This is a genomic window from Pseudomonas sp. EZ-C24 (assembly GCF_014525325.1).
Lineage (GTDB): Bacteria > Pseudomonadota > Gammaproteobacteria > Pseudomonadales > Pseudomonadaceae > Aquipseudomonas > Aquipseudomonas shirazensis.
The window spans coordinates 37,111-63,676 of sequence record NZ_JACDIU010000012.1; the positions used below are offsets into that span (position 1 = coordinate 37,111).

16 protein-coding genes are annotated in these 26,566 nt (G+C 61.9%); all 16 read left to right on the forward strand.

Going from position 1 to position 26,566, the window contains the following annotated elements:
• The first annotated feature begins 31 nt into the window (after window positions 1-31).
• Window positions 32-817 carry a flagellar basal-body rod protein FlgG gene (flgG, locus tag IDM28_RS06990; protein ID WP_101317777.1) on the forward strand — a complete coding sequence of 262 codons (786 nt, stop codon included), beginning with the start codon at window positions 32-34 and terminating at the stop codon, window positions 815-817.
• Between the two features lie 47 nt (window positions 818-864).
• Window positions 865-1,560, forward strand: coding sequence for a flagellar basal body L-ring protein FlgH (flgH, locus tag IDM28_RS06995; RefSeq protein WP_101317779.1), 696 nt, complete (start codon window positions 865-867; stop codon window positions 1,558-1,560).
• Between the two features lie 12 nt (window positions 1,561-1,572).
• Window positions 1,573-2,682, forward strand: coding sequence for a flagellar basal body P-ring protein FlgI (locus tag IDM28_RS07000; protein WP_101317781.1), 1,110 nt, complete (start codon window positions 1,573-1,575; stop codon window positions 2,680-2,682).
• A gap of 10 nt (window positions 2,683-2,692) precedes the next feature.
• The gene (gene flgJ / locus IDM28_RS07005) at window positions 2,693-3,889 is read left to right on the forward strand and encodes a flagellar assembly peptidoglycan hydrolase FlgJ (protein ID WP_101317783.1); all 1,197 of its coding nucleotides are present in this window, start codon (window positions 2,693-2,695) and stop codon (window positions 3,887-3,889) included.
• Between the two features lie 12 nt (window positions 3,890-3,901).
• Entirely contained in the window at window positions 3,902-5,941 is a 2,040-nt protein-coding gene (gene flgK / locus IDM28_RS07010; protein ID WP_188035610.1) for a flagellar hook-associated protein FlgK, read from the forward strand.
• Between the two features lie 12 nt (window positions 5,942-5,953).
• The gene (locus IDM28_RS07015; protein WP_188035611.1) at window positions 5,954-7,543 is read left to right on the forward strand and encodes a flagellar hook-associated protein 3; all 1,590 of its coding nucleotides are present in this window, start codon (window positions 5,954-5,956) and stop codon (window positions 7,541-7,543) included.
• 73 nt (window positions 7,544-7,616) lie between these two features.
• Entirely contained in the window at window positions 7,617-11,189 is a 3,573-nt protein-coding gene (locus tag IDM28_RS07020; protein ID WP_188035612.1) for a glycosyltransferase, read from the forward strand.
• Between the two features lie 53 nt (window positions 11,190-11,242).
• Entirely contained in the window at window positions 11,243-13,972 is a 2,730-nt protein-coding gene (locus IDM28_RS07025; protein WP_188035613.1) for a glycosyltransferase family 2 protein, read from the forward strand.
• A 189-nt stretch (window positions 13,973-14,161) separates the two neighbouring features.
• On the forward strand, window positions 14,162-14,932 hold the full coding sequence (locus IDM28_RS07030; protein WP_188035614.1) for a class I SAM-dependent methyltransferase: 771 nt from the start codon (window positions 14,162-14,164) through the stop codon (window positions 14,930-14,932).
• Entirely contained in the window at window positions 14,929-15,534 is a 606-nt protein-coding gene (locus IDM28_RS07035) for an HAD-IB family phosphatase (protein WP_119143377.1), read from the forward strand. Before IDM28_RS07030 ends, IDM28_RS07035 begins: the two co-directional genes overlap by 4 nt.
• Window positions 15,510-16,172 carry an NTP transferase domain-containing protein gene (locus IDM28_RS07040; protein ID WP_188035615.1) on the forward strand — a complete coding sequence of 221 codons (663 nt, stop codon included), beginning with the start codon at window positions 15,510-15,512 and terminating at the stop codon, window positions 16,170-16,172. Before IDM28_RS07035 ends, IDM28_RS07040 begins: the two co-directional genes overlap by 25 nt.
• Entirely contained in the window at window positions 16,165-22,242 is a 6,078-nt protein-coding gene (locus IDM28_RS07045; protein WP_188035616.1) for a methyltransferase domain-containing protein, read from the forward strand. Before IDM28_RS07040 ends, IDM28_RS07045 begins: the two co-directional genes overlap by 8 nt.
• 237 nt (window positions 22,243-22,479) lie before the next feature.
• A complete protein-coding gene (locus IDM28_RS07050; RefSeq protein ID WP_188035617.1) occupies window positions 22,480-23,415 on the forward strand; it encodes a ketoacyl-ACP synthase III in 936 nt (311 codons plus the stop codon).
• 247 nt (window positions 23,416-23,662) lie between these two features.
• Window positions 23,663-24,511, forward strand: coding sequence for a flagellin domain-containing protein (locus tag IDM28_RS07055; RefSeq protein WP_188035618.1), 849 nt, complete (start codon window positions 23,663-23,665; stop codon window positions 24,509-24,511).
• Window positions 24,512-24,582: 71 nt separating this feature from the next.
• Window positions 24,583-24,954, forward strand: a complete 372-nt coding sequence (locus IDM28_RS07060; protein ID WP_188035619.1) for a flagellar protein FlaG — start codon at window positions 24,583-24,585, stop codon at window positions 24,952-24,954.
• 80 nt (window positions 24,955-25,034) lie between these two features.
• Window positions 25,035-26,435: a flagellar filament capping protein FliD gene (gene fliD / locus IDM28_RS07065; RefSeq protein WP_188035620.1), complete on the forward strand. Its 1,401-nt coding sequence runs from the start codon at window positions 25,035-25,037 to the stop codon at window positions 26,433-26,435.
• Window positions 26,436-26,566 lie beyond the last annotated feature (131 nt).

Sequence of the window (26,566 nt, forward strand, 5' to 3'; positions counted from 1 at the left end):
TGCCGAAAAACAGGCGCGCGAGGAGAACACTATGCTTCCGGCACTTTGGGTCGCCAAGACCGGTTTGTCCGCCCAGGACACCAACCTGACGGTCATTTCCAACAACCTGGCCAACGTTTCGACCACCGGCTTCAAGCGTGATCGCGCCGAATTCCAGGACCTGCTGTACCAGATCAAACGCCAGCCTGGCGCTCAGTCGACGCAAGACAGCGAGCTGCCTTCGGGCCTGCAGGTCGGTACCGGTGTGCGCATCGTTGGCACCCAGAAGAACTTCCAGACCGGCAGCCTGCAAACCACCGAGAACCCGCTCGACCTGGCGGTCAATGGTCGCGGCTTCTTCCAGGTCTTGCAGCCTGACGGTACCGTGTCCTACACCCGTGACGGTACCTTCCACCTGAACTCCGATGGTCAGGTAGTGACCGCCAACGGTTTTGCCCTGGAGCCTGCGATCGTCGTCCCCAACGACGCCCAGACCTTCACCGTGGGCCAGGACGGTACCGTGTCGATCACCACCGCCGGCAACCCGGCAGCGCAGATCATCGGCAACCTGCAGACGGCTGACTTCATCAACCCGGCAGGCCTCCAGGCAATGGGCAACAACCTGTTTCTGGAAACCGCCGCCAGCGGCGCGCCACAGGTCGGTACCCCGGGCCTGAACGGCTTCGGTACTACCCTGCAGCAGACCTTGGAAAACTCCAACGTCAGCACCGTGGAAGAGCTGGTCAACATGATCACTACCCAGCGTGCCTACGAGATGAACTCCAAAGTCATTTCGACCGCCGACAAGATGCTCGGGTTCGTCACCCAGCAGCTGTAAACCTTAGGTCGCTGTTGCAGCGCCAGTTCTACCGTGAGGGAAGCGTCATGAGTCGTCTGTTGTCCGTATTCGCCCTGGGTGGGGCGGTGTTGTTGGCCGGTTGCGTCGCGCCGACGCCCAAGCCCAACGACCCGTACTACGCGCCGGTGTTGCCGCGCACCCCATTGCCGGCGTCGGCCAACAACGGCTCGATCTATCAGGCCGGCTTCGAGCAGAACCTGTATGGCGACCGCAAGGCGTTTCGGGTGGGTGACATCATCACGATCACCCTCAACGAGCGTACCTCGGCGAGCAAGAGTGCCAACTCCCAAGTGGGCAAAGACAGCAAGGCCAGCCTCGGCCTGACTTCGCTGTTCGGCGCCATCCCCAATACCAACAACCCGTTGGGCAGTGGTGACCTGTCGCTCGAAGCCGGCTACAGCGGTAACCGCGCGACCAAGGGCGACAGCAAGGCCGCCCAGGGCAATACCTTGACCGGTTCGGTCACTGTGACCGTGGCTGAAGTCCTGCCCAACGGCATCATCGCCGTGCGCGGCGAGAAGTGGATGACCCTTAACACCGGCGACGAGCTGGTGCGGATTGCCGGGCTGGTGCGCGCCGATGACATCGCCACCGACAACACCGTACCGTCGACCCGCGTCGCCGATGCGCGCATCACCTATTCGGGTACCGGTTCGTTTGCCGATGCCAGCCAGCCCGGTTGGCTGGACCGCTTCTTCCTCAGCCCGCTTTGGCCTTTCTGAGTACGGATGCCCATGCTTAATTTCAGGCAGCTGATTGCCGCAACCGTGCTTGTATCCTGTGCGTTCAGCGCCCACGCCGAGCGCCTCAAGGACATCGCCAGTATCTCCGGCGTGCGCACCAACCAGCTGATTGGTTATGGCCTGGTGGTCGGCTTGAACGGCACTGGCGACCAGACCACGCAGACCCCGTTCACCCTGCAGACCTTCAACAACATGCTCTCGCAGTTCGGCATCAAGGTGCCGCCAGGCTCGGGCAACGTGCAGCTGAAGAACGTCGCCGCCGTGTCGATCCATGCGGATCTGCCAGCGTTTGCCAAGCCGGGCCAGGTGGTCGATATCACCGTGTCGTCGATCGGTAACTCCAAGAGCCTGCGCGGCGGCAGCTTGCTGATGACCCCGCTCAAGGGTATCGACGGCAACGTCTACGCCATCGCCCAGGGCAATCTGGTGGTCGGCGGTTTTGACGCCGAAGGTCGCGATGGCTCGAAGATTACCGTCAACGTGCCATCGGCCGGGCGTATCCCTGGCGGTGCCAGTGTCGAGCGGGCCGTGCCGAGTGGTTTCAACCAGGGCAACAGCCTGACCCTGAACCTCAATCGCCCTGACTTCACCACCGCCAAGCGCATCGTCGACAAGGTCAACGAGCTGCTCGGCCCAGGTGTTGCCCAGGCCCTCGATGGCGGTTCGGTGCGGGTCACTGCGCCGATGGACCCAAGCCAGCGTGTCGACTACCTGTCGATCCTGGAGAACCTCGAGATCGATCCGGGCCAGGCCGTGGCCAAGGTCATCATCAACTCGCGTACCGGCACCATCGTCATCGGCCAGAACGTCAAGGTTTCGCCGGCTGCGGTGACCCACGGCAGCCTGACCGTGACCATTACCGAAGACCCGATCGTCAGCCAGCCGGGGCCGTTCTCCAATGGCCAGACGGCCGTGGTGCCACGTTCGCGCGTGAACGCCGAGCAGGAAGCCAAGCCGATGTTCAAGTTCGGCCCGGGCACCACGCTGGATGAGATCGTCCGAGCGGTCAACCAGGTCGGGGCAGCGCCCAGTGACTTGATGGCCATCCTTGAAGCGCTGAAACAGGCCGGTGCTCTGCAAGCCGACCTGATCGTGATTTGAGGGCGCTTTGATGAACTCCAAGAGTCTGGTTTCCAGTCAAGCCGACAGCGGTGCCTACACCGACCTCAACCGCCTGACCTCGCTCAAGCATGGCGATCGTGACAGCGAAGCGAACGTGCGCAAAGTCGCCCAGGAGTTCGAGTCGCTGTTCATCAGCGAGATGCTCAAGGCTTCGCGCAAGGCTAGTGACGTACTGGCTGAAGACAACGAGCTGAACACCGAGACGGTCAAGCAGTACCGTGACATGTACGACCAGCAGCTGTCCGTGAGTATGTCCCGCGAGGGCGGCGGCATCGGCTTGCAGGATGTGCTGGTGCGGCAATTGTCCAAGCAGAAGAACCCGGTCGCGACGCCCAACCCGTTCCTGCGCGGCGAGGGCGCAGGCCCTGCGCTGTGGGGGACCAAGGTGGCGACGCCGGTTCACGGCGATACCAGCAGTGCCGCGCGCAATGACGTCGCCGCGCTCAACTCGCGGCGCCTGTCGCTGCCTGGCAAGCTCACCGATCGGCTGCTGGCCGGCATCGTGCCGTCTGCCGGCAACCCGGCGCTGGCCGGCGCTGGTGCGGCGCTGCCGGCGCGTGACGGGCAACTGGTCAATGGCGTGGTCAAGGGCGACTGGGAGCCAGCGCAAGCGTTTGCTGCCGCCGATGGCGGTACGCGCATCCTCGGTCGGGCCATGGCCCAGCCACCGCTGGCGCCGAAAAGGGCCTTCGGCAACAGTGACGAATTCGTCTCGACCATGCTGCCAATGGCTGAACAAGCGGCCAAGCGCATCGGCATCGACCCGCGCTACCTGGTAGCCCAGGCCGCGCTGGAAACCGGCTGGGGCAAGTCGGTGATGCGCAACACCGATGGCAGCAGCAGCCACAACCTGTTCGGCATCAAGGCCACCGGCAGTTGGCAGGGCGGTGAAGCGCGGGCGATCACCAGCGAGTTCCGCGATGGCGCCTTCGTCAAGGAAACCGCCGCGTTCCGTTCCTACGACTCCTACCAGGACAGTTTCCACGACCTGGTCAGCCTGCTGCAGAACAATGCGCGCTATCAAGATGCGGTCAAGTCGGCCGATAACCCAGAACAGTTTGTGCGAGAGCTGCAGAAGGCCGGGTACGCAACCGACCCGAACTACGCCAGCAAGATCTCGCAGATCGCTAAACAGATGAAGTCGTACGAGAGCTACGCAATGCTCGGTACCACCACGCAACGTTAAGGGTAGAGAACCATGGCGAGTTTGCTCAATATTGGCATGTCTGGGCTTGGAGCCGCACAGTCGGGGTTGTACACCCTGGGTAACAACATCGCCAATGCCGATGTCGCCAGCTACTCGCGTCAGCAAAACGTGCAGAAGACCAGCGGCGGCCAGCAGACTGGCCAGGTCTTCATCGGTACCGGTACCACCCTGGCCGACGTACGTCGGGTGTACAACGCGTTTCTCGAGAACCAGTTGCGCACCACTACGTCGCTGTCCAGCGATGCCACCTCTTACCTGAATCAGATCACGCCGCTGGACACCGCCCTGTCCAGCGCCGACACCGGTATCACCGCCGCCCTGCAGAGCTTTTTCAGTGCGATGCAGGATGCCTCGGCCAAGCCTACTGAAGACGCCTCGCGCCAGTTGCTGCTGACCAGCGCGCAGACCTTGGCCAAGCGTTTCAATACGTTGTCTGCCCAGCTCAATCAGCAGAACAGCAACAGCAACAGCAACATGGCTTCGCTGGCCACTCAGGTGAACAACCTGACCAAGACCATTGCCGATCTGAACACGCAGATCTCCAAGGTCGGCGTGGTCACCGGCCAGCCCAACGATCTGCTCGACCAGCGCGACGGTGCAGTTCGTGAGTTGACCGCGCTGATCGGCGCCGATGTGGTCGAGCAGAAAAACGGCAACTACGACATCTACCTGAAGAACGGCCAGGCGCTGGTGCTGGGCAATACCACGCAGACCCTGGGTGTCGAGCCAACCGCGACCGATCCCACCCGCATGAGCCTCGTGCTCAATCGCGGCTCGACCAAGATGGACATCACCAACAGCACCACCGGTGGTGAGCTCGGCGGCCTGATTCGCTACCGCAAAGAGACCCTCGACCCTGCGCTCAATGAGCTTGGTCGCGTGGCGCTGGTGGTGGCGGATGCAATCAACAGCCAATTGGCCCAAGGCATCGACAAGGAAGGCAACTTCGGCGCCAGCCTGTTCGGCGACATCAACAGCGCCAAGGCCATCAGCGAGCGCAGCATCGCCAGGCAGGGCAATGCCGGCACCGGCAATATCAACGTGACCATTGCCGACACCGGCAAGCTTGGCACCAGTGACTATCAGGTAACCTTCAACAACCCGGCCAACCTGAAAGAGTACACCGTGCGCAAGCTGCCCGAAGGCACCGACATGGGCACGCACAACCTCGACGACGACCCGGCGCCGGTGTTCGACGGCTTCAGCCTGTCCGGCAATGGCGGCACCTACGCTGTCGGTGACAGCTTCAAGATCACCCCGACGCGCAACGCCAGCGCTACCATCGAGTCGGTGCTGACCGACCCCAAACGCTTGGCCATGGCTTCGCCGCTGACCGCGACCAGCGGTTCGGGCAACAAGGGCACTGGGGTGATCACCCAGCCCAAGCTGACCAGCGAGCTGGACATCTATGATGCCGCGCAGCTGAACAAGATGCAGACCGGCCTGAAGTACTCCACTCCGGTCAAACTGGTGTTCGGCGATGACGGCGCCTCGCCGCAGAGCTACACCCTGTACAACGCCAAGGGCGATTCGATCGGCACCGGCACGATCATCCCCGGCCAGGACAACAAGCTGCAATTGTCGGTGCCTTTGACCGATGCCAATGGCAATGCTCTAGGTGGCAATTTTACCTTCGAGATGAACGTCAACGGCGCGCCAAAAAACGGCGACAGCTACAGCGTGGCGCTGACCGGCGCAGGCTCGGCGGATAACCGCAATGCTCAATCGGTACTAGACCTGCAGACCAGATCGACCGTGGATGTGGGTGCCAACGGCAAGGGCATCAGCATCACCGACGCTTACGCCAAGCTGGTGTCCAACGTCGGCGGCAAGGCCGGTCAGGCGAAGATGGACAGCAACGCCACCGACGCGCTGCAAAAATCTGCTCTGGACAGCCGCAATTCGCTGTCAGGGGTATCGGTCGACGAAGAGACCGGCAATCTGATCAAGTTCCAGCAGTACTACACCGCGTCGTCGCAGATCATCAAGGCGGCCCAGGAAACCTTCGCCACTTTGATCAACAGCCTTTAAGGAGCGTAGACCGTGCGCATTTCCACTTCGCAGTTCTACAACACCAACAGCGCCAACTATCAGCGCAACTTCGCCAATCTGGACAAGACTCGGCAAGAGGCTTCCGACAATCTGCGCATTCGCAGCGCTGCTGATGATCCGGTGGGCGCCGCGCGTTTGCTGCAGCTTGAGCAGCAGCAGAACATGCTCAAGCAATACAGTACCAACATCACCAACGTGCGCAATGCACTGGGTAGCACCGAGAGCACTCTGAATGCCATCGGCAGTATCCTGCAGCGAGTCAATGAACTGGCTATCAGCTCCGGCAACGCCGGTTTCACCGATGCTGACCGCAAGGCCAACGCTGACGAGTTGTCCTCGCTGGAAGATCAGCTGTTCTCGCTGATGAACAGCAAGGACGAGAACGGCAAGTACCTGTTCTCCGGCTCCAAAGGCGACACTCCGCCGTATGTGAAGAATGCCGACGGCACCTTCAGCTACCAGGGTGACCAGAGCAGCCTGGTCCTGCAGGTGGGCGACATGCTCAGCCTGGCCGCCAATGAAACCGGCTACAGTGCTTTCGAGCAGGCGCTCAATACCAGCCGTACTGAGGCCAAGCAGACTGCGCCGAGCCCGGATGATGGTCGCGTCAACCTGTCCAATGGCCAGGTAAGCGGCAGTTCGGTGTTCAACGATCGCTTCCGTCGCGGTGAGCCCTACACCGTCGAGTTCGTCAGCAGCACGCAGATCAAGATCACTGCCGCCAACGGCGACGACGTCACCAACGAGGCGGCCCAGGGCGGCAAGTTCGATCCCAACGGTACCAACACCATGATCAACTTCCGCGGAGTCGATCTGCGCCTGGAGATCAGCTTCAAGGCTGGTGACAGCGCCGACCCGGATGCCGCCATCAGTGGCCACACCTTCACCCTGGGTGCGAAAGAAGATACCGTCAGCGGCACGCGCAGCGCAGGCAATGGCGTCAGCGGCAGCCAGCTGACCGGTGCCAGCATCTCGGACCAGGACAAGTACAAGGCTGCCTTCCCGGCGGGCGGCGCGGTACTCAAGTTCTCCGAAACCGATCCGACCCAGTTCGATCTGTACGCCGCGCCTTACAGCGCCGACAGTCGTCCGATCGGCAGCGGCACCTTGTCTGGCACTGGCGCCAACACTACGGCCACTGTGGCCGGCTTGACCTTCAAGTTCTCCACAGAGCCGGATGCCGGTGACTCGTTCGCGATCAAGGCCAACACCCATCAGACTCAGAACGTGCTAGACACCATCAGCCAACTGCGCACGGCGCTGACCACGCCGATGGACAACGACCCGGTGGCCAGGCAGAACTTCCTCGCTTCGCTGGATTCGGCCATCGGCAACGTTGCCAGTGGCATCAACCAGGTCAGCTCGTCGATCAGCTCGATTGGTGGTCGCGGTCAGGCGCTGGACATTCAGGCTGAGACCAACGAGTCGCTGAGCGCCGAGAACGGCAAGACGCAAAGCTCGATCCGCGAAAGCGACCCGGCCGAAGTAATGATCCGCCTGCAGATGCAGAGCAACATGCTGCAAGCTTCGCTGCAGGCCTACGCCAAGGTGGCCGGGCTGTCGCTGCTCAATTACATCTGATCCCCTCTCGTGTCAGCGGTCGCGCAGTGCTTGATAACGGGCGCTGCGCGAACCTTCTCCCAGGTTCCCCATCGTGAATCATTCACCTCTCGTCAGCATCGTCATTCCGGCATTCAATCCCGAGTTTTTTCAGAACGCGCTGATGAGTGCGCTCAACCAGGACTATCCGCACCTGGAAGTGGTGGTCTGCGACGACAGTCAGGGCGAGGACATTCAACGTATCGTCGACGAGGTCAGCGGCCAGGCCGGTAAGCCCATTCGCTATGTGCGCAACGCGCAAACGCTGGGGTTCAGTCGCAATCTGCTGGTCTGCCTGGCGCAGGCGCGCGGCGAACTGGTCAAGTTTCTGTGCGATGACGACCTGTTGTTTAACGACTGCGTGAGCTTGCAGGCAGCGGCGATGACGGCGCGCGCCGATGTCAGCATGACCATCTGCCAACGCATGCTCTGCGCTGCGGACGACTCATTGCTGCCCTCACGCATGCTCAACATGGTGATGTGCCCGGATGACGCAGTGGTCAAAGGCACCGACCTGCTTGAGGCCTTGGAGCATGCAACGCCCAACCTGTTCGGCGGCCTGAGCAGTGCGCTGCTGCGGCGAGGCCTGGTCGAAGAATTCTTGCCGCAGCTGGTACAAGAGGGCCAAGGATTTGTCGCACGCCTGGACCTTGCGCTGTACATCTGCATGCTGCGCCGCGGCAACCTCGGCCACCTTGATCGCTTTCTCTGCCTTGAGCGCCTGCATCCGCGCCGGCTGAGCCATCAGAGCAGCATCACCTTGCTGTATCCGCTCGAGAGTGACTGGATCAAGGCAATGCTGCTTGCCAGGAGCAGCGAGGCAGCGCCTGCCAAGGGTTGGGTGCGTTATGTGCCGCTGCTCGACTATGTCGATGAGCAAAGCACGCTGTGGCAGGAATATGACCTCAATGGCCTCGGTGCTTTGCAGAACGCCCGGACTCAGCAGCAGGTCGGCAGCGACTGTATGACCTTCGACGAGGTCTACGCGCAGTGGCTGGAGTGCCGCAGGCTGACGCCGGCACAGCTCAAGTTGCTGCCCAAGCGTATTCAGCAGTGGCCTGCGCAGCCGCGCATAGTGACGGTGATCTGGGCCGAGCCAGGCCAGGAACAAGCGCTGCGCACGACCCTGGACAGCTTGGCGCTGCAGTCCTATCCAATGACTGCATGCTGGGTCCTGGCGCCGGCGCAGATGACGCTGGCGCCGGCAGCAAACCTCGAACACCTGCTGTTGCAGGGTGACGGCCTGGCGCAATTGCAGCGCCGCCTGCAGAGCGCGGACGACGCTGACTGGATCTTCCTGTTACAGGCAGGCGACCGGGTAGTCCCACATGCACTGGCGATCATGGCCGAGCGCATGGTCCTGCGCGATCGCGCCTGCCTGTATATCGATGAGGATAGACACGACGGTGTCAGCGCCAGCGCGCCGGTGTTCAAACCTGACTTCAATCTCGACCTGATGCGCAGCCTGCCTTACGTCGGTCGCTTGCTGGCTTTTGACTGCAAGGCGTTGCGTGAAGCCGGCGGGTTCGATGCCGATTTTGGTGTGTTGGCCCCGCATGACGTGCTGTGGCGCTTGGTCGAAAGCCGTGGCTTGCACATCATCGAACACATCGATGAACTGCTGGTGCATAGCCGGTGGAGTTTCGACCAGTGGCTCAGTGACCCGCGTTGCATTGCGCAGGCGCCGCGTGTGGTTCAGGCGCACCTACGCCGCCTTGGAGTAGAGGCTGAAGTGACCTGCGCCGCTGATCGGGCCCTGTGCCAGGTCAGCTACCTGCATGAGGGGCTGGCCGGGGTGTCGATCCTGCTCGATGTCGGTACTGACGTGAACAACGCCCGACGCTGCCTTGAATCGCTGTTCGAGCACACTGCGTACAGCAATTTTGAAGTGCTGCTGGTCGCTCCGTTCGAGCCGTCGCCGGAGCTGCGCCAATGGCTCGAAGCCATGCAGGGCTTGGGCAGCGATCAACTGCGCGTGATCAGCGTTGGCAGCGACTGCCGCGTGGCCCGCCTCAATCAAGCCACCGCCAGCGCCCGTGGCGACTATCTGCTGATGCTCGACAGCGCCTGTGTAGCCTTCGATTCACGCTGGCTGGCGCAACTGATGGCCCAGGCCCGCCGGCCTGAGGTTGGCGTGGTTGGTCCCAAGCTCTGCAACGCCGCCGGCGGCGTGTTCAGTGCGGGTCTGATACTGGGCCTGCATGGTGAAGTTGGCAGCCCGTTTGTCGGTATGCCGGCAGATGCCAGCGGCTACCTGTATCGGCTGGTATCTGCACAGAATCTGAGTGCGCTGTCGCTTGACTGCATGCTGGTCCGCCGTGAAGTGTTCGAGAGCGTTGGCGGCTTTGATGTCGAGGCCCTGCAAGGTGGCTTGCACGAGGCAGACCTGTGTCTGCGCGTCAGTGAGGCGGGGTACCTGCTGGTATGGACCCCTGCAGCTTTGCTGGCAAGGTTGTCCGGGCCTGCGCCGCTGCCCATGGCCAGCGCGTGTAAGGCCAGCGACGCGGCGGTCTTCTATCAGCGCTGGCTGAGCAAGATCGCCCGCGACCCAGCCTACAATCGCAATCTCAACCTGAAAATGGCCAGCTTCACGCTCGACCCGGGCCAGCGTCAGGGCTGGGACCCGTTCATCAAACGGGTGCTGCCATCGGTGCTGGCCTTGCCGGTGAACTCTTCTGCGGTCGGCCACTACCGCATGTCGCATCCTTTCCAGGAGCTGGAGAACGCTGGCTGGATCCAGGGGCGCCTGGACTACAGCCTGCCGAGCCTGATCGAGCTGGAACGGGAAAAGCCCGACGTGGTGATCGTTCAGTACCGCAGCAAGGCGAGCTCGGTTGCCCACCTGCAGCAACTGCTGCCGTCCTCCAATGCCCGCTATGTCTACGAGATCGACGACTACATCATCGATGTCCCCAAGCGTAACGACCACTCGCGCAACATTCCTGGGGATATCCGCGAACTGATCCAACGGAGCATTGGCCTGTGCGATCGCCTGGTGGTGTCCACCGAGCCGTTGGCGGATGCCCTGTCGAGCATGCACAACGACATCCGGGTGGTGCCCAACATGCTGGCCGCACGCATCTGGTCGGGGCTGTCCAGCGCTCGCCAGACCACAGCCCGCCCGCGCGTGGGCTGGGCTGGCGGCACCAGCCACCGCGGCGATCTGGAATTGCTGTTGGAGGTGGTCAAAACCTTGGCTGATGAGGTCGACTGGGTGTTCTTCGGCATGTGCCCGGACTCCCTGCGGCCCTACATCAAGGAGTTCCATCAAGGCATCCCGATGGCGCTGTATCCGCAGAAACTGGCCAGCCTCAACCTGGACCTTGCGCTGGCGCCGTTGGAGCAGAACCTGTTCAACGACTGCAAGAGCAATTTGCGCCTGCTCGAATACGGCGCCTGCGGCTTCCCGGTGATCTGCTCGGATACCAAGGCCTATGCCGGGTATCTGCCTTGCACACGCGTCGCCGGCAACAGCCCACAGGCCTGGCTTGAGGCGATTCGCATGCACCTTGCCGATCCGGATGCCAGCTATCGTCAGGGCGATGCCTTGCGAGAGGCAGTGCTGCGTGATTACGTGCTCACCGAGCGCCATCTGCAGCATTGGGCCAACGCCTGGCTGGCTGACTGAAGCGCCACAACGGCGCTTCTTGACAACACTGAATTTTGAGCATCGGGTACCCCATGACTGAACAATCCACCGTGAACACCTCGCCGGCCCTTGACATCAGTGTGCTGCTGCTGGGCAGCGCCGATCACGATTATCGCGCGCGCGCCACTGCCTATCTGGTTGGCCACGGCTGCCAGCCCCGGGTGGTCGACGGTGACAGTGTCGAGGATTTGTATGCGGCCCTTGCGCAGGCGCTCGAACAGCTCACAACGCCCTTCGTCGTGCTGGCCAGAGACAGCGAATTCCTTTTGCTCGATGCCTTGCGCGAAGCGCAGCAATGGCTGTCGGCGCATCCACAGGTGCAGGGTGCCCAGGGCTATGCACTCGGCATGCGCCCAGGTAACAGCACGGTGAGCTATCACCGTTTGGGCGAAACTGCCCATCAGCAGGTACCGGGCGATGTCCGCGAACGCTTGTTGCAACACGCTCTGAGCGGCTTGCAGCCCTGGCGCGCGGTGCTGCGGGTGGACGCCTTGCGTGCTGCGCTGGCCGAGTCGCCGAGAACTCTTGAGGGCGAGGACTGGTTGCTGGGTCTGTCCTTTGCCTTGCTTGGCCAGGGCGAGATCCACGTGCTCGAACAGACCATGGTGGTCAGTGAATGCTTCGAGCAGCCGCTCGATGCCGATGCGCTGGCGCCAGCGGTGCGCGCGCTGCGTCAGTGGGATGAGCAGCAGGGCGGTGTTTTCGCTGATGAGGACGGCTTTGCCATCTTGCGCCAGTTTGTCCTGACCACCGGCTCGATTGGCGCTGCGCCGTTGCTGTTCGTCTCACCCTGGGCCAGCGTCGTCCACGAGCCGGTACGCAGTTTTGAAGCGCGCCAATACGTTGAACTGCCTTACTACAATGCCAAGTTGTTCAAGCAACTGTCGGCACTGGAGTTCCTGCTTCACGCCTGGCCGGTCGGCAAAGCCCATGTGCGGGCAGTGGAGGGCGCTTGGGTACGTCAGCGCGACTTGCTGCAACAGCACCCCAGCGACAACCTTGGCACGCTGCGTGGGCGTTACTGGCAGGCACTCTCGATCAACATGTTCGCACCTCAGGTCTGCCAGCTGCTGCTCGATGTATTGACGGAGGACAACGATCAACAGCGCCGCGAGCTCGAGTGCTGGCTGGCCCTGCTGGAGCAGGTCGGCGCCCCGCAGTTGTCGCAGCGTCTGGCCCGCACGCCATCCGGCGGTATTCTGCAGGCGCTTGCCGAGGCAACCCTTGATGCGTCAGGCCGCAAGCGCGTACAGGCGCATTTGGCTGCTGCCAAGGCGGTGCCTCTGGCACTCTTGGTGGTTGATCTTGAGGACGATAACGAGGCCTTGCAGCGCACCTTCGACAGCATCGCTGGCAGCGGTCTGCGCGACTTTCATATCGTCGTGCTGAAGGCCGGCAACTTGCCGGCGATCACGACTGCGCGCGACACCTTGCACTTCGTCAAGGTCACTGCCGAGAGCGTCGTGTCCCACCTCAACCAAGTCACTCGGCAGCTGCCATGCGACTGGCTGATGCTGTTGCAGGCCGGCGACGAATTGGCCGGTAGTGGCTTGCTGCGGCTACAGGTCGAATTGACGCAGGCGCCGGACTGCAAGGCGGTCTGTGGCAATGAAGTGCAACGCGACAGTGAGGGTCGGTTGATCGCGATCCAGCGCCCGGGGGCTGATGTCGACTTGCTGCGCAGTCGTCCCGAACTGATGGCGCCGCACTGGCTGATCCGCCGTGAGGTATTGCTGGAGATCGGCGGCTACCGCGATGCCAGCCGTCAGGCGCTTGATTTCGATGTGTTGCTGCGCTTGGTTGAAACGCACGGCATGGGCGGTTTAGGGCATGTCGAGGAGTACCTGGTAGTCGGCCGCAACAACGGTGAGGCAATGCTGCCCGATGCACTGCTCACGCTTGACCGGCACCTGCTCCAGTTGGGTTATCGCGGCCAGGTCGCGCAAGGGCCGCAGGGTCGACTGCAGATCGATTTCCGCCATCCAGGCACGCCACTGGTGAGTATTCTGCTCGCCGCCGGCGATGACATGCAGCAATTGGCGAGCAGCCTGGCGAGCATTCAGCAGCGGACCCGCTATCCGCGTTATGAAGTGTTGGTCGTGACTCAAGGTGAGCAGCGCCTTGAAGCCAATTTGGGCGGCCGCGCGCGAATGCTCGCCTGCCCTGCCGAATCACTTGCAAGCCGGCTCAACATGGCGGCCAACGAAGCGCGCGGTGAGTACCTGGTGCTGCTCAGCGACCGCAGCCAGGTTGCAACGCCGGGCTGGATCGAGGCACTGCTCAATCAGGCGCAACGTCCTGAGGTCGGGGTGGTGGGCTGTCAGATGCATGACGGCGCGGGCCATGTCAGCCACGCCGGCTACGAGCTGCTCGAAAACCGCCAGGTCCATGCCAGCTGGCTGGGCTGTGGCGACAGCACCGAGGCGCTTGGGCTGGACGTGGTGCGCGGCTGTCATGCAGTTAGCGCTGATGGCTTGATGGTGCGCAAGCAGGTGCTCGATGCGTTGGGCGGGCTGAGCCTGGAGCAACCGCTGGATATCGCCCTGTGCCTGCAGGTCGCGCAGGCCGGTCTGCTGGTACTGATGGCGCCCCAGGCGCAGTTGTTCAACCCGGCACTGCCGGTATTGGCCGAGGCCTCGCTGCAAGCACTGACGGCGCAGATGCCCTGGGCGTTCACCCGTGCTGTGGCTACCGATGGCAGCGCGGGTATCGCCCAGCCGGCAACCTCGTCCGGGCCACGCTGGTTGCACGAGCTGGCCTGATTGACGGCAATCAACCAAGCCGGGCGCTGCCCGGCTTTTTTGTGCGCGTTGGCAGACATCTTGCTTCGTGCCCGTGAATACAAGCAAGTGTTGGATTTCTGACTAGGCCAAGCCATGGCCGAGCCCGCATCGGTGTACGCGCCAGCGCTTTCAGCAAATCCGTCATGACGTCAATTAGCAGGAGACATCTTGAACGATTCTCGACGTATCAAGGGCAAGCATGTAGCCATCGATTACGACGCTACCCGCGCCTTCTTCGAATCACGGGGCAAGCGCGAGTACGCCAACGTGCTGAGCGCGACCATGTACCAGGATCACAACGCTGAGCTGGTGGAAAAGCGCGATCAGGCCGAAAAAGCCGCGATGGCCGACATCCTCGGCCTGGGCCAGGTACAGCGGATTCTGGACATCGGTTGCGGCACCGGGCGCTGGGGCTGGTATCTGGCCAGCAACTGTCAGGGGCTTGAGTATCTGGGCCTGGACTTCAGCGCCAGCCTGATCGAAAAAGCTCAGCGAGAGATCGTCAAGCGGCAGTTGGCGGGCCTGCATTTTCAGGTCATGTCGGCAACTGATATCCAGCCTCAGGCGCTGCTGCTGCAAGCGCCTTTTGACCTGGCGTTGATCTCCGGGCTGTTGATCTATCTGAACGATGCCGACTGCATCAAGGTGCTGCGTGATGCCGCGCAACTGATCGTTTCCGGCGGCGGCATCTACCTGCGTGAGCCGGTGGGTGTCAGCGAGCGCTTCACCCTTGACCGGTTCTACTCCGAAGAACTCGCCGACGAATACTCTGCGATCTATCGCACCGCCGACGAGCTGCGCAAACTGATGGCGCAGGCCTTCGAGGGCCTGGGCATATTCGTCGAGCACGAAGGCTTTCTGTTCCCCGAAGGCCTGGAAAAACGTGCAGAGACGCGGCAGTACTTCTTCGTCCTGCGCCGTCAAGGAACCGAGCTATGACCACCGCGTACTGCTTCGATCTCGATGGCACCCTGACCCGTCAGGAGCTGTTGCCGCTGATTGCCACCTCGGTGGGGCTGGAAGACGAGATCAGCGCCCTGACTCAGGCCACCATCGCCGGCCTGCTGCCGTTCGACAAGTCGTTCAAGCTGCGCGTCAGGCTGCTGCGCGATGCGCGCCTGGACTGGATTCACGCTGCGCTCGATCAACACGTCGAGTTCGATCCGGCCATTCTCGACTTCATCCGTCGCCACCCTGAGCAGGCGTTCGTGGTGACCGGCAACCTCGACCTGTGGGTAAAGCCTGTGCTCGACAAGCTCGGCATCCATAGCTTCAGCTCGACTGCGCGCCTCGACGGGCACGGCCAGCTGGATGGGGTCGAGCACATTCTGCACAAGGGCGATGCGGTCAGCAGCTTGCGTTCGCGCTTTGACCGCATCGTCGCGGTGGGCGAGGGCATGAACGATGTGCCGATGTTCGAAGCCGCTGACTGGCGCATCGCCTTTGGCGGTGTTCATCAGCCGAACAAAGAGCTGGTCAAACTGAGTGATTTCGTTACCTACGATGGGAAGGCTCTATGTCGCCTGTTAAGCACGCTGTAATCTGCGCCGCCGGGATTGGCTCGCGGTTGGGGCTTAACAAGCCCAAATGCCTGGTCGAAGTTGCCGGGCGCTCGTTGCTTGACTGGCATCTTGAGCGCCTGCAATGGGCCGAAAGCGTCTGGCTGGTGGTCGGCTTTCAGGAAGAAGAGGTGATCGCCCACGCCATCGCCTTGCGCCCCGACCTGATCGTCGTGCGCAACCCCGACTACGCCCGCACCAACACGCTGCAGAGCATCTACCGCGTATCCCGCCATCTCGATGAGCGCCTGCTGGTGCTCGACGCCGATACCGTCATGGATTCACGCAGTTTCGAGGCGTTCCTGCAGGCGGCCAACGACAACGAACAGCTGATCGGCGTTTCGCCCTACCTGACCAGCGATGGCGTGCGCGTACAGCTCGACGACAGCGGCACGCAGGTGCTCGGTTTCACCCGCGAGCCGCATTACGCGGTGGAGTGGACCGGCATTGCCGTGATCAAGCCGCAGATCGTGGTTGATCAGCCGATCTTCGTTTATCAAGCGCTGGAAGCCTGCTTGCCGTTGCCCGCCTTCAAGTTGAAGGCGTTCGACATCGACACCACAGCAGATCTGGATATGGCACGTAAAGTCTTTGCGAATCAGTGGGGCGACAATGAGTAATAACCAACAGGGTCAGGTAGCGCGGCAGTTCTGGAGCCAGACCGAGCGCGGCCAAATCGGCCCGGCGCAGCTCTATGAACGCCAGCGTGATTGCCTGCTGACGCACGTTTTGCCGTCGCTGCCGGCAGATGCCCAGGTGCTCGACATTGGCTGCGCAGATGGTGAATTCAGCTTGCTCTTTGCCCAGGCCGCGGCACGGGTGGTGGCGTTCGATGTGGGTGAAAAGCTGATCGACCAGGCGCGCCAGAAAGCCCGCGAGCAACAGATCGACAACGTCGAATTCCACGTTGCCGACGTTTTCCAGTTCTCTTGCGAAGAGCGTTTCGATGCGGTCAGCCTGATGGGTGTATTGACCACCATCAGTGACGATACTGCAGCCGCCCGGGTGGTGTTGCGTGCGCTGGCGCTGCTCAAACCGGGCGGGCAACTGATCCTGAAGGACTCGGTGCTGCTGCAAGGCAGTGAAGCGCGGACCTTGCTCAACGATCAGTACGAAGCCAAGTATCGCCCCGAGTCGCGCTACCTGGCGCTGATTCGTTCACTCGGCCTGCGCGAGGTGGCGCGGCATCCGCTGTTGACCATGCACAACTGTGGCCAGACCAGTGTGCTGTATGTGTTCCAGCCAGTGCTCAGTGAGTCCGCCGCGCTGCCCATCGCCGGGCTGCGCGTGGCCTGCTACGGCAGCATGCCGTTCCACTTCCGCTCGCTGCGGCCGCTGGCTGCCTGTTTTGAAACGAGCCTGCTGAGCCTGTCGATCGAAGAGGTGATGCAGTGGCAGCCGCAGGTGATCGTGGTTGCCGATGGCTGGTCGGTGGAATTCTGGCGCGATTACTGCGATGCCCATCAGGTGCTGCTGATCGGTATGCGCCATGGTTCGGTGACCCGTTATGGCTTTGCCGAGCAGCAGTACAACCATGCCGATTATCTGTGTGGCAGTGTCTGGGATATCGAAGACACGCTGCTCTCCAACGTGCACCCGCGCCACGGCTTCCTGTTGACCGGCAACGCCTGGGTCGATCAGGTGTTCCGGCTGCCCGCACGGCCACTCAGCGATGCTCAGCCGACCATTCTGTTCGCGCCGACCTACAACCCGGAAATCAGCGCGGCGGTGTACTTCGGTGAGCGTATTGTGCCGCTGATCCGTTCGGTCTATCCCCGTGCGCGAATCATCATCAAACCGCACCCGGCCATCGTCCAGCATGAACACAGCTTTGTGGTCGACAAGGCGCTGTTCCGTGACTTGATGAGCAAGTGGCGCCTGCAGGTCGCTGCCGACCCGCTGCTGGAATTGGTCGACGACCCTGAAGCGAGCATTGCCGACAGCTTTGCCGAGGCCGACATTCTGGTGGCCGACCGCTCGTCCCTGCTGTTTGAATTCATGGCGCTGGATCGCCCGATCCTGCTCTATTCCAGCGAAGCGCGGGTCGGCCATTGGGAGTACAACCCTGACGCACCGGGCAATGCCTGGCGTGATATCGGCATGGAGTTTAGCGACGATCAGGCGTTCCTCGAACTGCTGGGCGACGCGTACAACTTGCATCAGACCCGTTGCCGGGCTGCCCAGCGCGAGCGCGTGCAGCAATTGTATGGCGACTTTGCCGACGGCCGCAGTGCTGAGCGGGTGGCATCTGCCATCGCTCAGGCGCCACGCCTGCATGTGGTCATCGATGGTCGCCACGGCGCTGACGCAGCGCAGTTGTACCAGGCATTTGAGCAGACCCTGGCGTTCAAGCACATCAGCCTGCTCGGCAGCCAGGCCGAGGCCCAGCAGTGGTTAGCAGCACGCGCCGCGACCCCCGGCGCAGACCATAGCTACCTGCTGGTCGATGGCGACTTTGCCGGTATCCCTGGCAGCGCCCATCAGATCAGCGACGGCCTGGCCGCGCTGGCCGCCGGTGCGCTGGATGGGTTGGCGCTGAATCACTCGGGTGTCTTGCCGGTCGAGGCTCCTGCAGCCGACAGCCAGGCCTGGGTGCGCCAGCGCCTGCGTGCGGCCTTGCAGCAATGGCAGGGGCAAAAGGCTTGGCAACTGCTGCCTGCGCATACCTTGCAACGCAGTTTCGAGCAGTTGCCGTCGGCAGTCGACGACGAGGTCTTCAGCACCCTGTGGCAAACCCTGAGTGCTGGCGGGCAACAAGCCCAGTGGCAAAGCGACAAGCTCAATGTCGTTTTGCGTGGGTGGATCCTGCGCATCGTCGGCGGTACGGCAGGCCGCTACTTTGTAGGGCAGAACGCAGCGTTGCAGTTGACCCCGGCGGTCATCGGCCAGGCGCCGTCGACGGCAGCCGTGGAAGTGCTGCTCGGTGCCTTGCCGGGCCAGCAATATGACGTGTTCCCGTTCACCACCCAGGTCTGGGTCAACGGCCGCTACCTGACCGAGATCACCCTTGGCAACGATGGCGCGCAGCGCCTGCTGCTGCCGTACCAGCCCAACGAGTACGGCGTGACCGATATCGAACTGCGCAGCAGTGGCGCCTTCCCGGGGATGTCCGGGCTGGCCGGGCCGCTGTCGTTGCAGCTGGCGTTCGTTGGCCCGGCAGCGGTGGCCGCGCCTGCGCGGGCGCATATCCACCAGATCTTCTATTCGGACGAAACCCGTGCGTTGCTTGAGCCAGGCTACACGCCGCTGGACAACGTCGGTCAGCGCCCGGACTGGGCTGAATACTGGCCAATGCGCAAGCTGCTGATGGACAAGCCGCTCGACGAGAATGCCTTCTACGGTGTGCTCTCGCCGCGCTTCAAGCAGAAGACCGGGCTCGATGCCGAGCACGTGTTGCGCTTCGTCGAGTCGGCGCCAGATGACGCTGACGTGTTGCTGTTCCCGGTGTTCTTCCCGGACGGCGCGCGTTACGAAAACATCTTTATCCAGGCGCTGGTGCATCACCCCAATATTTGGCCGGTCTGCGTCGAGATGGCCCGCCAGGTGGCCCCAGGCGTCGATCTCGAAACCCTGGTGATGGACTCGAAGCAAGCGCAGTTCTGTAATTACTTTATTGCCAAACCGCGCTTCTGGCGGCATTGGTTCAGCAAGGCAGAGAGCATCTTCCAGGCGGCTGAGCTGGCCCGTGACGGGCAGTGGTCTACGCCTTACGGCCAGGCGCTGAACACGCCAACCCTGCATCGCGGTACGCAGGGTTACGAGTGCAAGGTGTTTGTCATGGAGCGCCTGCTGTCGTTGCTGCTGGCGACCGATTCGCAATGGCGAGTACACGTCAATGCCGCCATGCTGCCGAGCGCATCCGATGGCGGGTTCACCCCGCAGTTGATCGAACTCGACCAGTTGAAGAGCCGCCTGCGCGAAGCGGATACCGCCGAAGGGCGTCAGGCTTACCTGCAGCTGCGCGAGCAAGTGTTCTGTGAAATCTATGCGCAACCGATCGCCGAGATCATCGCCAATGGCGGCCAGGTAGCAACCGCAACCGAGCAGCTCCAGGCGGCCATGCGTCAGTTCCCGCTGCTGCCGGCAGCACTGGACGTGCCGGCCTGGCTTGCCGAGCGCACGCCGACCGCGGCGCAGCAGGTGCTGATCGATGAGCGCCTGGCCAGTGGCATGCCTAGGATCGGCGTGCTGGTGCTGGATCGCGAAGGCGATGCCGATCGCCTCGACCTGACCTTGCGCAGCTTGAGCCCCGAGCACAACCGCTATCCAGGCCTAAGCATCGTGGTCTTGTCGGCCCTGGAGCTTGGCGCAGCAACCAGCGCTCAGGACAAGCTGCATATCCTGCGCATTGGCAGCGAGCCTCTCCATCCGCTGATTGATCAGGCAGTTCGCGAGGCAGGTTTTGACTGGTTCATGCTGGTCGAGGCGGGCAGCGAATTCACCGCCAGCGGCCTGCTGGTGGCAGCTCTGGATATGCTCGGTGCGCCCGGGCTGCGTGCTGTTTACGGCGACGAGGTGCTGCGTGTGCCAGGTGTCGGCGAGCAGTTGGCGATGCGCCCGGGGTTGAATCTGGACATGCTGCTCAGCCTGCCCGGCGTGATGGCTCGGCACTGGCTGTTCAGCCGGGATGCCTGGCTGCAGTTGGGCGGCTTCAATGCCGAGGCGGGGACGGCGGTCGAGCTTGACCTGATCTTGCGCCTGATCGAAGACCAGGGTCTGGAGGGACTTGGTCACGTCAGCGAGCCGCTGCTGATCAGTGACAGTCGAGCACTGCTCGATTGCCCGGACCACCGCGCGACTATCGAGCGTCATCTGCTTGCCCGAGGCTTCGAGGGGGCGGCAGTGGCAGGGCGAGTGCCGGGTCACTACGAGCTGAACTACGGCGTCGGCGAAAGTGCGCTTGTGAGTATTCTGGTTTCGACCGAGTACGGCCTGGAGCGAGTCCGCCGGTGCCTGGACACCATCCTCGAAAAAACCACCTACCGCACCTTCGAGGTAGTGCTGTTGGATCAGGGCGCTGAGGACCCGGACCTGCAAGCCTGGCTTGACGGTGTCGAGCAATTGGGTGGGCAACTGATCAAGGTGGTGCGCCTGCCCGCTGACTTGTCGTCGGTGCAGGTGCGCAATGTCGCTGCCCAGCAGGCGCAAGGTGAGTTGCTGCTGTGGCTGCACGCGGGTATCGCGGTGCTGGAGACCGATTGGCTGCAGCAACTGGTCAACCATGCATGCCGTCAGGAAGTCGGGGTGGTCGGTGCCAAGTTGCTGGCCAGTGACTGTACCGTGCGCCATGGTGGCCTGGTACTGGGCCTGGACGGCACGGTGGGGCGCGTGTTCCGAGACCTGCCGATGGCGGGGGCGGGCTATCTGCAGCGGCTGCTGGTCGATCAGAACCATGCCGCGGTCAGCGGTCACTGCATGATGATGGGCAAGGCGTTGTTCATGGAGGCCGGTGGTTTCGACGAAAGCCCCGAGCTGGCCGCCTGGGCTGATGTCGACTTGTGCCTGCGGCTGCATGCTGCGGGTTATCTGAATGTGTGGACGCCGCGCGCTGCGCTGTTGATCAGCGAGACCGTCGAGCCTGCCATCACCCACGAGCAGGAGCAGGCGCTGTACACCCGCTGGTTGCCGCTGCTGGCACGCGATCCGGCGTACAGCACGCACTTCGCGCTAAGCGCAGGCAAGGCGTTTCAGGTTGCCCCGAGCCGCCTGAGCTGGGACCCGTTGTCGTCGTGGCAGCCGCTGCCGAAGGTCCTTGCCTGCGCCGTTGAAGGCGAAGCTGTGCAGCGCACTGACGAGCCACTGCAAGCGTTGCGACGGGCTGGCCTCGCCGACGGTGCAACGATCCAGACTCAGCTGTCGGTAACTGAGCTGGAGCGCTATGCGCCGGACAGCGTTGTGCTGCAAACCCCGCTTGGCCATATGCAGATCGAGCGTCTGCAGCGTTTGTCGGCGTTCTCGCGCGCGTTCAAGGTGCTCGAGCCAGTGCTGGCGCTGGGTGGCGAGAGCGGCCTGGCACACGATCAGTTGCGCGGCCTGCAGCTTGCCTTTGCCGACCGTCTGGTGGTGGCCAATGAGGCCCTGGCAGATGCCCTGGCCGCTAGCCACTCCTCCATTGTGGTCGTGCCCGACATGCTCGATCCGCAGCACTGGAGCAACCTCGGCGGACGTCGCCGGATCAGCGCCAAGCCGCGCGTCGGTTTGATCGGCGACGCAGCTGATGGCAGTAACCTGGCGGTTGTCGAGGAGTTGGTCATGAGCCTGGCTGGCGAAGTCGAGTGGGTGTTGCTTGGCAACTGCTCGGACGTGTTGCGTCCGTATCTGACGGAGCGCCATACGGGCCTGCGGCAGACTGGCTATGCGCAGCAGTTGGCTCGGCTTGATCTTGACCTGGCGCTGGCGCCGCTGCGACCAGGGCTGTTGCGCAACAGCCAGAGCAGCTTGCGTCTGCTCGAGCTGGGCGCGTGTGGCGTGCCGGTGATCAGCAGCGCCCATGCCTGCGACCGCGGCGAGTTGCCCGTCACTCTGGTGGACGAGCGCCTGGGCGATTGGCTGGACGCTGTGCGCATGCACCTGCACGACCTGGACGCCACTGGGCGGCTGGGGGATGCACTGCGCGCTCAGGTACTGCAACATTGCATGCTTGAAGGTGAAAACCTGCAGCGCTGGCGCAAGGCCTGGCTGGCTGATTGACGTGCGGCGCGCAACGTCGGCCTGCAATTGACTGCAGGCCGGCGTTGCGCGTGCCGATGCGCCGGTGCAACGCCGTTGCTGCGTAGCGTGACGTATTTGTCACAACCGTGACTTGGCAGTCGGAACGCGCATCTCTACTCTATAGAGTCAGCGGGTAGCCATGCCGGCGCGGCATGCACGACTAGCGGCCACGGCCCCACGCCCGCCTATTTTTGCCATTTCCATCGGGAAGCCACAATGATTGGCATCAAAAGCATCGCCAGCTACGTACCTGTCGAGGGCGTTGACAATTACGCTCAGGGTGCGAAGTTCGGTAAGGATCAGGATTTCATCTTCGGCAAGATCGGTTCGACTTTCTTGCCGCGCAAGGCTCAGGAGCAGGAAACCTCCGACCTCTGTGTCGAGGCCGCCAAGGCCCTGTTCGCGGGCAACCCGGCGCTGGATCCGGCGTCGATAGATGTAGTGATTGTCGTCACCCAGAACGGTGACGCCGAAGGGCTGCCGCATACCGCTGCCATCGTTCAGCACAAGCTCGGCCTGGCAACCCATGTAGCTGCTTTCGACATTTCTTTAGGCTGCTCGGGCTACGTCTACGGTCTGTACGCCATGAAGGGCTTCATGGAAGCCGCAGGCCTGAAGAATGGCCTGCTGATCACGGCCGATCCGTATTCGAAAATCGTAGATCCGGAAGATCGCAACACCACAATGCTGTTTGGCGATGCCGCCACCGCTACCTGGATGGGCGAGGATGCCCGCTGGCAGTTGGGCAAGGCACTGTTTGGCAGTGACGGCGCCGGCGCCGAGCATTTGCGCACCACTGACGGCAAGTTCTTCATGAACGGGCGTCAGGTGTATAACTTCGCCTTGGTGAAGATCCCTGCGCATCTGCAGCAACTGCTCGATGCCAGCGCGTTGCAGGCCACTGACATCGATCTGTATTGCCTGCATCAGGGCAGTGCAGCGATCGTCGATGCGGTGTCCTTGCGTTTCAATGAGGGCGAGCACAAGCAGCGCTTCGTCAAGGATATGGTCGAGACCGGCAATACGGTCTCGTCGAGCATTCCGCTTTTGCTGGAGAAGCACGTGCTGGGCTCGCAGCATCGACGCGTAGCCTTGAGCGGCTTTGGTGTTGGCCTGTCATGGGGTTCGGCGATCATCGAGCGCCACGACTGACGGCACCCGCCGAGCGGGTGAACAAGCGCCGCCTTTTCAGGCGGCGTTTTTATTGGGTGTGCCGACGTCTGAAACTTGGCGTCAACTCCTTGATTTCATTGGGCTGGCCGGATGCCACTAAAATTTGTTGAAAATCCGCTAAAGCAATGAGCTGTGACGACGATAACTATTACGAAGGTTCTCTGTGCCGCACCGGGCGAATTGCCAAGGCCGGAAGCCGTAGTACCCAATTAACGAGGAATTCGTCATGGCTTTGACCGTTAACACCAACACTACTTCCCTGAACGTTCAGAAGAACCTGAACCGTGCTACCGACGCGCTCAGCACTTCGATGACTCGTCTGTCTTCCGGCCTGAAAATCAACAGCGCCAAAGACGATGCTGCTGGCCTGCAGATCGCTAACAAAATGACCTCGCAGATCCGCGGTCAGACCATGGCAATCAAAAACGCCAACGACGGTATCTCCATCGCCCAGACCGCTGAAGGCGCGATGCAAGAGCAGACCAACATCCTGCAGCGTATGCGTGAACTGGCTATCCAGTCGCGAAACGACACCAACAGCCCAGAAGACCGTGAATCTCTGGACAAAGAATTCCAGTCGATGGCTTCCGAGCTGACTCGTATCGCCAACAGCACCCAGCTGAACGGCAAGAACCTGCTGGACGGTTCGGCTTCGACCATGACCTTCCAGGTCGGCTCGAACACCGGCGGCGTCAACCAGATCACCATCAACCTGAGCCAGAAGTTCGACGCCGCCTCGCTGGGTGTCACCTCGGGTATCAACATTCAGGGTTCCAGCTCCACCCTGGCTGAAACCAACTTCAGCGCCGCTGTAGGTGCAATCGACGACGCTCTGGCAATCATCAACAGCAACCGTGCTGACCTGGGTGCTTCGCAGAACCGTCTGACCAGCACCATCAACAACCTGCAAAACATTAACGAAAACGCCGAAGCCGCCCGTGGCCGTGTACAGGACACCGACTTCGCTGCTGAAACCGCTCAGCTGACCAAGCAGCAGACTCTGCAGCAAGCGTCGACTTCGGTTCTGGCCCAGGCCAACCAGCTGCCATCCGCTGTACTGAAACTGCTTCAGTAATCGCTGATGGTCATCGGCGGGGGAGTGCACATTGAGGCGCTTCCCCGCCTTTTCGTTACGAGGTGGTAGGCATGGACATGAGCGTCAAGCTGAACCTGTCTTACCCGGCCGTGCGTCCGGCCGAGCAGGTCGCCGACAAGCCCGTTACCGATACAGCGGTGACCCGTGCGGCGGATACCTACCGAGTCGCTGATGCGAAAGAGCCTTCATCGGTGATCGATGCCGAACAGGTGCGCAAAGCGGTATCGGAAATCGAAAAATTCTTGAGCACCTCTCGACGCAATCTGGAATTCTCCACCGATGAAGATTCCGGCAAGATAGTGGTCAAGGTCATCGCCAGCGAGACCGGTGAGCTGATTCGTCAGTTGCCCTCGGAAGAGGCGCTGCGCATTGCCAGCAGCCTGAGCGATGTCAATAGTCTGTTGTTCGACGCCAAGGCATAATTGGCGTCGAGTGTTGCAGCAATGAATAGAGGCGGCTCTGCACTAGCGGAGCTGCCGCACAAGTAGAGAGGGACACTACCATGGCAAGCTCGATCGTTTCCGACTTGGGTCTTGGCTCCGGGCTGAACATCACCAACATCGTCAAGGTGCTGGTGCAGTCCGACACGGCTGCCAAGACCGCGCAGTTGGCCCGGCAGTCCAGCTACAACAGTGCCTATATCTCCGGTGTTGGAGCCCTGCGCAGTGCCCTCACTGCTTTTACTACCGCCATGGGCAAGCTCAACGACAAGACGGCGCCGTCGTTCAATGCGTTTGCCGCGACATCGGCCAGCGACAGTGTGGTCAAAGCTAGCGCCGGCAACACTGCAGTGGCGGGAAGCTATGCCATCGAAGTGAAAAACCTTGCCACCAGCTCGAAGGTGGCCAGCCAGGCCTTCAGCGGCGGCGCCAGTGAGCCGATTCCTGCAGGCGACCTGATCATCGAGCAGGGCGGCAAGACCTACAAGGTCACCGTCGGCGACGATGCCACCCTGCAGACCGTTCGCGACCAGATCAACAAAGAGCTGGGCAGTTCGGGTTTCTCCGCCAACATCATCACTGGTGAAGATGGTGCGCGTCTGGTGCTTGGCTCAACCACCACTGGTGCTGAAAGTGACATTTCGGTCAGCGGTATCACCAAGCTGGAAATCGACGGTACCAAGTCAATGAAGGCCGAGGGGGCCGGCTACATTACCGAGGCGGCCAAGGATGCGGTGGTGCTGATTGACGGTCTGGAGGTTAAAAGCGCCTCCAACACCATCAAGGATGCCGTCAGCGGTATCAGCCTCGAGCTGACCGGCGCCAGCGTTGCCGGGGTGGCCACCAAGGTCACGGTAGCGGCCAACAACGATGGTCTGAAGACCTCGGTGCAGGCCTTTGTCGACGCCTACAACACCCTGCAGAAAGCTGTCACCGCTCTGACCAAGACCAGCACCGATGCCGATGGCAACCTGGTGCTGGGGTCGCTGACCAACGACCCGACCACGCGTTCGTTGCTCTCCGATGTGCGCGGTGTCATGTCCGAGATGGGTGGCGGTGATCGCCTGACCACCCTCAGCCAGCTGGGTATCAACACCCAGAAAGACGGTACCCTGGAATTCAACAGTACCAAGTTCACTGCAGCCATGAACGACAAGAAGCTGGGTAATGAGGTGCAGGCACTGTTCACCGGCACCAATGGCATCTTCGAGCGCATGAACAAGGCCATCGATCCGTACAACGCCGCCGATGGTAGCCTGGCCACGCGCAAGGCCAACCTGGACAAGGTTGCCAAGAACCTGACGGATCAGCAGGCTGCGCTGGATCGTCGCACCGAGTCGCTTACCGAGGCGCTGACCAAGAAATACGTTGCTCTGGACACTGCTTTGGGCAAGATGAAGGCCCAGGCTGATCAGATCACCTCGATCTTCGAAGCACTTAACGCGCAGGCCAGGAAATCCTGACCCGCCATTGCTGAACAACAAGCCCGGTAGCGTCCAACGACGCACCGGGCTTTTTATTTTGCCGCTAAAGTTTTTTGACGCGGCGGCGATATACAGGGTATACGCAACCTTTTTTGCTGGAACGAGGCAGA